Origin of the sequence: Streptomyces microflavus, assembly GCF_014650075.1 — a bacterium.
Taxonomy (GTDB): domain Bacteria; phylum Actinomycetota; class Actinomycetes; order Streptomycetales; family Streptomycetaceae; genus Streptomyces; species Streptomyces microflavus.
In genome coordinates this window covers 154,043-160,823 of record NZ_BMUG01000014.1, presented here as the reverse complement: position 1 = coordinate 160,823, position 6,781 = coordinate 154,043, and the positions used below count along the sequence as shown (strand labels likewise).

The window sequence follows — 6,781 nt, the reverse complement described above, 5'->3', positions numbered from 1 at the left end:
CATGTCGCCGGCGCGGTGCGGCTGCTCTCCGTACCGCCCTTCGGCCCGGCGTACGGGGGTATCCTCTCCGAGCTCCACCACGACGACGTCCTCGCGCAGGCGCTGAAGGACCAGCTGGTGGACCCGCGGGTGGAGGAGGCGGTGGCCCGGCTGCGCAGCGCCCAGGACCAGGGCCAGATCCCGCCGGGTGCGAACCTCCCGCTGGCGGTGGAGATGCTGTACGGCCCCGTCTACTACTGCCACGTCCTGCGCAAACCGGTCCAGGACGAGGAGACGATCGCCGACCTCGTGGCCCATGTGCTGCGGGCGCTGGGGGCGCCGGGGTACTGAGAAGGCGGCCGCCCGTACATGACGTGGTGATTCCCCAGGTCTTTACCGAACGGTCGACCACCCACCGCCCCGCCCCGGATAGCGTCCGTATATCCGTTGATCCTGATGCGCGGACCACTTCGTCACCTGCGAGTTCTCCGGCGGCGAGGGGGTCCGCCGAGAGGTGTGTGCGATGAGCGTGGTCAAGGTGTCGGAAGCGGCGGCTGTCCTGCCCCGGGCGTGGAGCTCCACGGTGCTCGGCCGGGTGGGGGCGGCCGAGGTCAAGGTCCTGCGCATGGACGAGCTGCCGGTCGAGGAGGAGCGGCACGCGGAGCCCGAGGTCCTGCTGGTGCTCGACGGTCTGCTCGAACTGGACGTGGAGGGGGCGGCGGTGACGGTGGGGCCCGGCGAGATGTACGTGGTGGCAGCGGGCACCGCCCACGCGGTCCGCCCCGGCAGCAAGGGCACGCTGGTCATCGTGGAGGCGACCGAGGCCCTCGCACGGTAGGCGGTAAGGCCACGGAGAGAGGGCCCTTGGACAGCCAGCCCCCTGGGACAAGTCGGCCCCCTGAAAAGAGAGGCCCCCGTGGCAAGCTCTGCCGATGAAGATAGCCGCAGCCCAGCTCACCTCCGTCCCGGCGGACATCCCCGCCAACGTCCGCCGGTTCGCCGCCCTCGCCGGGCAGGCGCGCGACCAGGGGGCCGAGCTGCTCGTGCTCCCCGAGCTCGCCCTCACCGGGTACGAACTCGGAGCGCTCTCCGACGATCCCGGCCTCCAGGTGAACGCGGACGATCCGCGGCTGGACGCCCTCCGGTCGAGCGGGATCGCCACGGTCGTCAACTGCGCGGTGACGACCGGCGGCCCGGGCACACGCCCCGCCATCGGCACGTTCGTCTACGGCCCCGACGGCGCGCTGCTCGCCACCTACCTCAAGCAGCACCTCCACGACCAGGAGACCGCAGTGTTCGCACCCGGCGACCGGGACGGGCGGTTCGAACTCGGCGGCCTCCGCTTCGCCCTGGCCACCTGCTACGACAGCCACTTCCCCGACCTGCCCGCCCGGGCGGCGGCGGACGGCTGCGAGGTCTACCTCGCCTCCACGCTGTACGGAACGGGCGACGGCATCGCCCAACGGGCGACCATCTACCCCCGTATCGCCGAGGACACGGACCTCTTCGTCGCCCTCGCCAACCACGTGGGCCCCTCCGGCCCGTGGACCGGCTGCGGCCGGGCCGCGATCTGGGCCCCGGGCGGCGCACTCCTCGCCGAGGCGGACGACCGTACGCCGATGGTGGTCACCGCGGAGGTCGCCCTCGACAGCTGATCCGTCGGCTACCTCGGGCGCCCGGCGGGCAGGTGGTTCAGGATGCGGGCGGCGGCCTGTTCCCCCGAACGCAGCGCGCCGTAGGTGCTGGAGGGCCCGAAGTAGTCTCCCGCGAGCTGGAGGCGGGGGTCGGTGGTGCGCCGGCGGGCGTTGAAGGCGCGCAGCTCCGCGTAGCCGCCGGGCGGGCGGACGACGAGAGCGGGGTCCTGGCGGCTGACGTGGCTGGTCAGGACGGTCTCGCGGAGGCCCGGGAAGACGGCGGCGGCCGCGGTGACGGCCCGTTCGGTGACGGTGCGGTCGTCGGCGTCCCACCAGCGGTCGGTGAACTCCTGCCGGGGGTGGAGGGTGACGAGCCCGCGGCTGCCGTCGACCCGGCCGGGGATCTTGTTGTGGTGGAGTTCGACGCCGACCAGCGCGGGGTGCGTCCGCTGGGCGAGGAAGAGCGCGAAGGCCTTTTCCGATGGCGGGCGTTCGAGGCCGAGGGAAACGATCAGGGCTCGCGAGTAGGGGAGGGAGGAGAGGTAGTCGCGGTCCGGGGGCGACAGGTCGGGCAGGATGCCCGGCACCTGTGGGGCTGGGACGGCCACGACAACGGCGTCGGCCTGCTCCGTGCGCTGCTCCCCGTCCCCGCCTTGCCAGGTGACGGAGAGCCCGTCGGCCCGTCGGCGGACGGCGGTGACCCGGGTGTTCAGCTCCACGCCGAGGCGCTCGGCCAGGGTGCGGGTGAGCAGCCCGACGCCCTGCGGGCTGTTGAAGTGCGGGACGAGCAGCTTCGCCGTGTAGAAGAGCATGTCGGCGGCCGCCATGCGGTCCGGGGAGGCCAGGACGATGCCTCCGCCGAAGAGCGGCTCGCAGAGGTGGTCGATCGCCTCCTGGGTGAGGTGCCGCCGGGCGTACTGGGTGGCGCTGAGGGTGTCGAGGTAGGTGTTCCGGTCCATGGTGTCCCAGTCCAGGCGCTTGCGGTGGGCCAGGAAGTTCGGGAGGGCACGGAATACCGCCGCCTTGGTACGGGGGCCGATCAGCCGGGTGCGGAGCAGGTCGGCCCGGGAGTCGGTGCGCAGGCGGTGGACGGTGTTGTCGCGGTCGAAGCCGCACAGGGTGCTGGAGGGGCCGAACTGGTGGGACAGGCCCAGCTCCTCGATGAGGCGGAGCATGCCGGTGTAGTTGCGGCCGAGGATGCTGGCGCCGAGTTCGATGCGGAAGCCGTCGTGGTCGACGGTCCGCATACGGCCGCCGGCCATCGGCTCCCGTTCCAGGACGCGGACCACCAGGCCGGCCTGGCGCAGACGCCAGGCGGCGGTGAGCCCGGCGATTCCGGCTCCGACGACGACGGCGGTGGCGGTGGCGGTGGGGCGGCGGGTCTCCACGGTGATCAGCCTGTTCCTTGGGTCGGTTCTGTGGCGAGCAGCTGGTGCCAGTAGGGCTCGACGGCCGCGGCGCTTCCCGCCACCCAGCCCATGACGGCGTGCACGAACCGCCGTTGGGCCGCGGGGAGCGTGGCATCGGCCAGCAGCCCGGCGCACGCGGCGTCGAAGCGGTGCTGGTGGCCGGCGTGCAGGACGACCACGGCCCGGTACGCCTCCGGCACGGGCAGCCCGTACTCGTGCGCGAGGACGGTGACGGCGTTCACCGGGTCGCCCCGGCGCTGTTCGGCGGCGTGGCCGAGCAGGTCGTTGGCGAGTCCGCCGATCAGGAAGGCGAGTTCAGCCAGGCCGGTCAGCGGGGCGGTCAGTGGTGCGTTAGGCGGGCCGGTCTGCGGGTCGCGGCCCCCGGGCATGCCCGGGGCCAGCAGGTGCAGGTACATCGGGTGGCCGCCCGATGTGTGGACGCGCTGGGCCAGATACTCGGCCAGCGTCGGGGGAGTCCCTGTGGCCCGCCAGGGTGTCTCCCGCGCGCAGTTCTCGACGTACCGCCGCAGCCCGTCGGCGAGGAGCGGTAGCAGTGCGGTGCCGCCCGCGGCCACGACGGCCTCGTGTACGGAGACCAGGGAGGTGAGATGGGCGCAGGCGGGCGCCCCGGCGGGTAGGCGGCCGGAGAGCAGGATGCCGGGCGGGTCCGACGCCCGGTGCACGGCCAGCCGGTCGGCGTGCTCGGCGACCGTGTCGTCGAAGTGGAACACCCACGCCAGGTAGCGCGCGGTGAGCCGGGCCACGGCGACGGGCGCGCCGGGCATGCACCGGCCCACCAGGCGGCCGATCCTGCGGCGTGCCAGGCCGTCGTCGCCCGGGGCGCTCAGGCCGCGGCCCGTCGCCCAGGACCGTACGTCCGCCTCCAGCTCCTCGGCCGCCGGGTGGTCGCCGGCCGCCGGGGAGAGCCGCAGGAGATGCCGGTGGGAGTACGCCGCCAGCGCGTACGGGGTGTCCGTGCCGCCGCCCGTCGTCCGCCGAACCTGCCCGCCGCCCGTCATGCCCCGAACCTGCGTTCACGGCCGGCGAACGAGGCGAGCATGGCGTCGAAGGCGGCCCGGTCGAAGTCCGGCCACTGCTCCGGGCTGAAGTGCAGTTCGGCGGTGAGGCTCTGCCACAGCAGGAAGCCGGAGAGGCGCTGCTCGCCGGAGGTCCGCAGGATCAGGTCGCAGTCCGGCTGCCCCCAGCGCTCCAGTCGGCGGCCGATCGCCGCACTGTCCAGGCCGTCGGCCCCGCTCTCGGCGAGTACGGCGAGGGCGGCGGCCACGATCTCCTCCCGCCCGTCGTACGCCACCGCGAGGTTGACCCGCAGCCGGTCGCCGCACCCGTACCCGTCGCCGGACGCACCCACCGCTGCGCGCCGGGACCGGCCGGAGAGGCCCGCCGGCCCGAGGGCGTCCAGGTGCTCGGGCGAGCCCAGGACGTTGACGTCCCACGCCCCTGCGGCCGTGAGGCCGCCCATGAGGGCGGTGATCCCTTCCACCATCACGGGCAGCTCCTGCCGTTTGGCGGCGTTGTCCTGGGAGAGCGCCCAGATGGTGACCGTCTCCACCCCCGCCTCCTCGCACCACCGCACCACCTCGACGGTCCGGTCGGCCCCGCGCTGATATCCCTCCCGGGCCGGGACCCCGCGCTGCCGGGCCCAGCGCCGGTTGCCGTCCGGGACGATCCCCAGGTGCCGGGGCACGGGTCCGCTCGGCGGACACTCACCGGGTGCATGCCTGACGGCCCCGCTCATCGGACGCCCGCCAGCCGCTTGCCGGAGACGTCGCCCACCGGGGCGGTCCGGTGCGCGAGGTGCCCGAGGGCCAGCACGGTGAAGATGTCCGCCAGGACGGGAACGGTGAAGACGAAGGGGCGCGGGCCGATGGAGTCGGGGCGCGCACCCCGGACGCTTCCGTCGCGCTCGGCCGCGACAAGGAAGGCCGCTGCGGCCGCCGCGGGCCGAGGGTCGTCCTGGCCGCACACGGCGATCAGCCCGTACGCGGTGCTGATGACGTCGCTCGCCTCCCCGTCCTGCTGACCCCAGCCGCCGTCGCCGTTCTGCCGGGTGAGCACCAGACGCATGCTCCGCTCGGCCATCCGGCGCACTTCGGCGGGCTGTTCCCGGGGGTGGAGCGAGGCCGCCAGCAGCACCCGGAAGACGGTGTGGAGGCGGCTGCTGCTCCAGTCGGGAGGGAAGGAGCCGTCGGCGCGCTGCCGGGCTGCGAGGTGGCGAAGCCCGGCACGGACGCGGTCCGCGTTGTCCGCCGGCCGGACGGTGAGCGCGTCCACGACAGCGGCGGTCATGCAGGCCTCGGAAGGTGCCCCGGCCACATAGGTGGGGTAGCCGCCGTCCGGCGAGGCCACCGCGACCATCGAGTCCATCCCTCGCGTGACCGGCCCCCGGTACCGCGCGGGGTCCAGGGAGTGGAGGAACTGCACGGCGACGGACGTGTCGTCGACGTCCGCCTGGTACGCGAGGTCGGTGTAGGACCAGCCGCCGCCCGGCAGCTGGCGGTCGACGAGGTGGGCCGCGATCCGGTCCAGCACGTCCTGCGGAGCGCCCGAGGCCGCCAGCGCGACGCCTGCCGTGGCGGAGCACCAGGTGTCGGTGTCCGTCACGAACGGGAACCCTCCGTCGGGGCGCTGGTGTCCGAGGACGCGCTGAAGACCCTCCAGGACGGTCGCCGTGGTGCCGGGCAGCCCCGACAGGGCGTGCAGGACGGACAGGTGGATGAGGACGTTGCCCTCCCACAGGTGCGGCCGGCCCTGCGTGTCCAGCAGCAGCCGTACGTCCTCGTCGCTGATCCGGGCGGTGTTCCCGGTGGCCCGGGCGAGGATCACCTTGCTCGCGGTCACCTGCACTGCGGCCCAGCTGTGCAGCCCCGACAGGTCGAACGCGGCCTCGTCCCAGGAGGGCAGGAACCTTTCGTCGACGGCCGCCGCGAACGCGGGGACCAGTGCCTGCTTGCGCCGGGCCGTGAAGTCGGGCGCCGTACCGGTCACCTCCCTGACGCACAGGTCGGCCGAGGCGACGGCCCGCCGCTCCAGCACCGCGGCAGCCAGCACACCCTCCGCACCCCCGACTTCACCGGCAGCCATCCGCGAGCGGAGGAACCCGCGCGCGGCGGCGCCGGCATCGGGGGCGGCAACGGACGGCATGTGCCCCGGCAAAGCGCCCGTGCGCTCCAGCAGAGCGGCGGCCAAGGCCGACTCCAGGACCCGGCTGCCGCACGGATCACGCACCGCACCATCCGCCCCGACCCTGGCCGCCAAGGCGGAAACCATCCGATGCTGCACCCCCACGAGGCCAGTGGGGAACAGCTCTGTCGGCCAGGGAACAGCCCCGGCCTCCCTCGTCCGCATCGCCCGGTTCCTTTCCACCCATCGCTGCTATCTCCCACAGAGAACGGCTGAGAGCGGAGGAGGGAAGGCGTAGAGCCCCGACAGCACCCGAACGTGTATCCAATAGAACAGGTGCTCACATTGGGGGTGAGGGGTGAGCCACGCCGGGCCTACCAGCCAGCGGAACGTAGGCACCAGACCAGCGCTGGGCGGCGAGAAGGTCCGGCAGGCAAGGTGGTACGGGACTGTTTTCCGGCGGTCTGCCGGGCGTACGCTCCGGCCATGACCACCACGCCGAACCCGCGCACCGCCCGACAGGACCAGGACCCCGGATGGGGCGTCACCGCCTCCTGAACGACCGCCGCTGCGCCCCGGAAGAGAGTTCCGGGGCGCAGCGGCATGAGCGGGTCTACC

Annotated in this window: 7 protein-coding genes; 3 read left to right on the top strand and 4 right to left on the bottom strand. The window is 73.6% G+C overall.

Annotation, left to right across the window (positions count from 1 at the left end; all coding sequences use genetic code 11):
* The 3 genes from IE264_RS33265 to IE264_RS33255 form a co-directional block, all read left to right on the top strand.
* On the top strand, positions 1–330 hold a 330-nt coding region (locus IE264_RS33265), incomplete at its 5' end, for a TetR-like C-terminal domain-containing protein (protein ID WP_190167750.1).
* Positions 331–502: 172 nt separating this feature from the next.
* Positions 503–817 (top strand): cupin domain-containing protein, encoded by a 315-nt coding sequence (locus tag IE264_RS33260; RefSeq protein ID WP_015613134.1) that lies wholly within the window; start codon positions 503–505, stop codon positions 815–817.
* A 94-nt stretch (positions 818–911) separates the two neighbouring features.
* Complete coding sequence (locus IE264_RS33255; RefSeq protein ID WP_032760591.1) at positions 912–1,634, top strand: carbon-nitrogen hydrolase family protein; 723 nt, start codon at positions 912–914, stop codon at positions 1,632–1,634.
* An 8-nt stretch (positions 1,635–1,642) separates the two neighbouring features.
* On the opposite strand, the gene IE264_RS33250 is transcribed toward IE264_RS33255, so the two are convergent.
* Genes IE264_RS33250 through IE264_RS33235 form a run of 4 tightly spaced genes read right to left on the bottom strand, consistent with a single transcriptional unit; the run spans position 1,643 to position 6,268 of the window.
* Positions 1,643–3,001: a protoporphyrinogen/coproporphyrinogen oxidase gene (locus IE264_RS33250; RefSeq protein WP_032760592.1), complete on the bottom strand. Its 1,359-nt coding sequence runs from the start codon at positions 2,999–3,001 to the stop codon at positions 1,643–1,645.
* 5 nt (positions 3,002–3,006) lie between these two features.
* Positions 3,007–4,041, bottom strand: coding sequence for a terpene synthase family protein (locus IE264_RS33245; RefSeq protein WP_032760593.1), 1,035 nt, complete (start codon positions 4,039–4,041; stop codon positions 3,007–3,009).
* The gene (gene uppS / locus IE264_RS33240; RefSeq protein WP_229887879.1) at positions 4,038–4,727 is read right to left on the bottom strand and encodes a polyprenyl diphosphate synthase; all 690 of its coding nucleotides are present in this window, start codon (positions 4,725–4,727) and stop codon (positions 4,038–4,040) included. Before uppS ends, IE264_RS33245 begins: the two co-directional genes overlap by 4 nt.
* 47 nt (positions 4,728–4,774) lie before the next feature.
* The gene (locus IE264_RS33235) at positions 4,775–6,268 is read right to left on the bottom strand and encodes a prenyltransferase/squalene oxidase repeat-containing protein (RefSeq protein ID WP_190167749.1); all 1,494 of its coding nucleotides are present in this window, start codon (positions 6,266–6,268) and stop codon (positions 4,775–4,777) included.
* Positions 6,269–6,781 lie beyond the last annotated feature (513 nt).

Bases quoted from the DNA above. Each gene is read 5' to 3' on its own strand.
- IE264_RS33260 (WP_015613134.1), top strand. From the start codon at position 503: ATGAGCGTGGTCAAGGTGTCGGAAGCGGCGGCTGTCCTGCCCCGGGCG.
- IE264_RS33255 (WP_032760591.1), top strand. From the start codon at position 912: ATGAAGATAGCCGCAGCCCAGCTCACCTCCGTCCCGGCGGACATCCCC.
- IE264_RS33245 (WP_032760593.1), bottom strand. From the start codon at position 4,041: ATGACGGGCGGCGGGCAGGTTCGGCGGACGACGGGCGGCGGCACGGAC.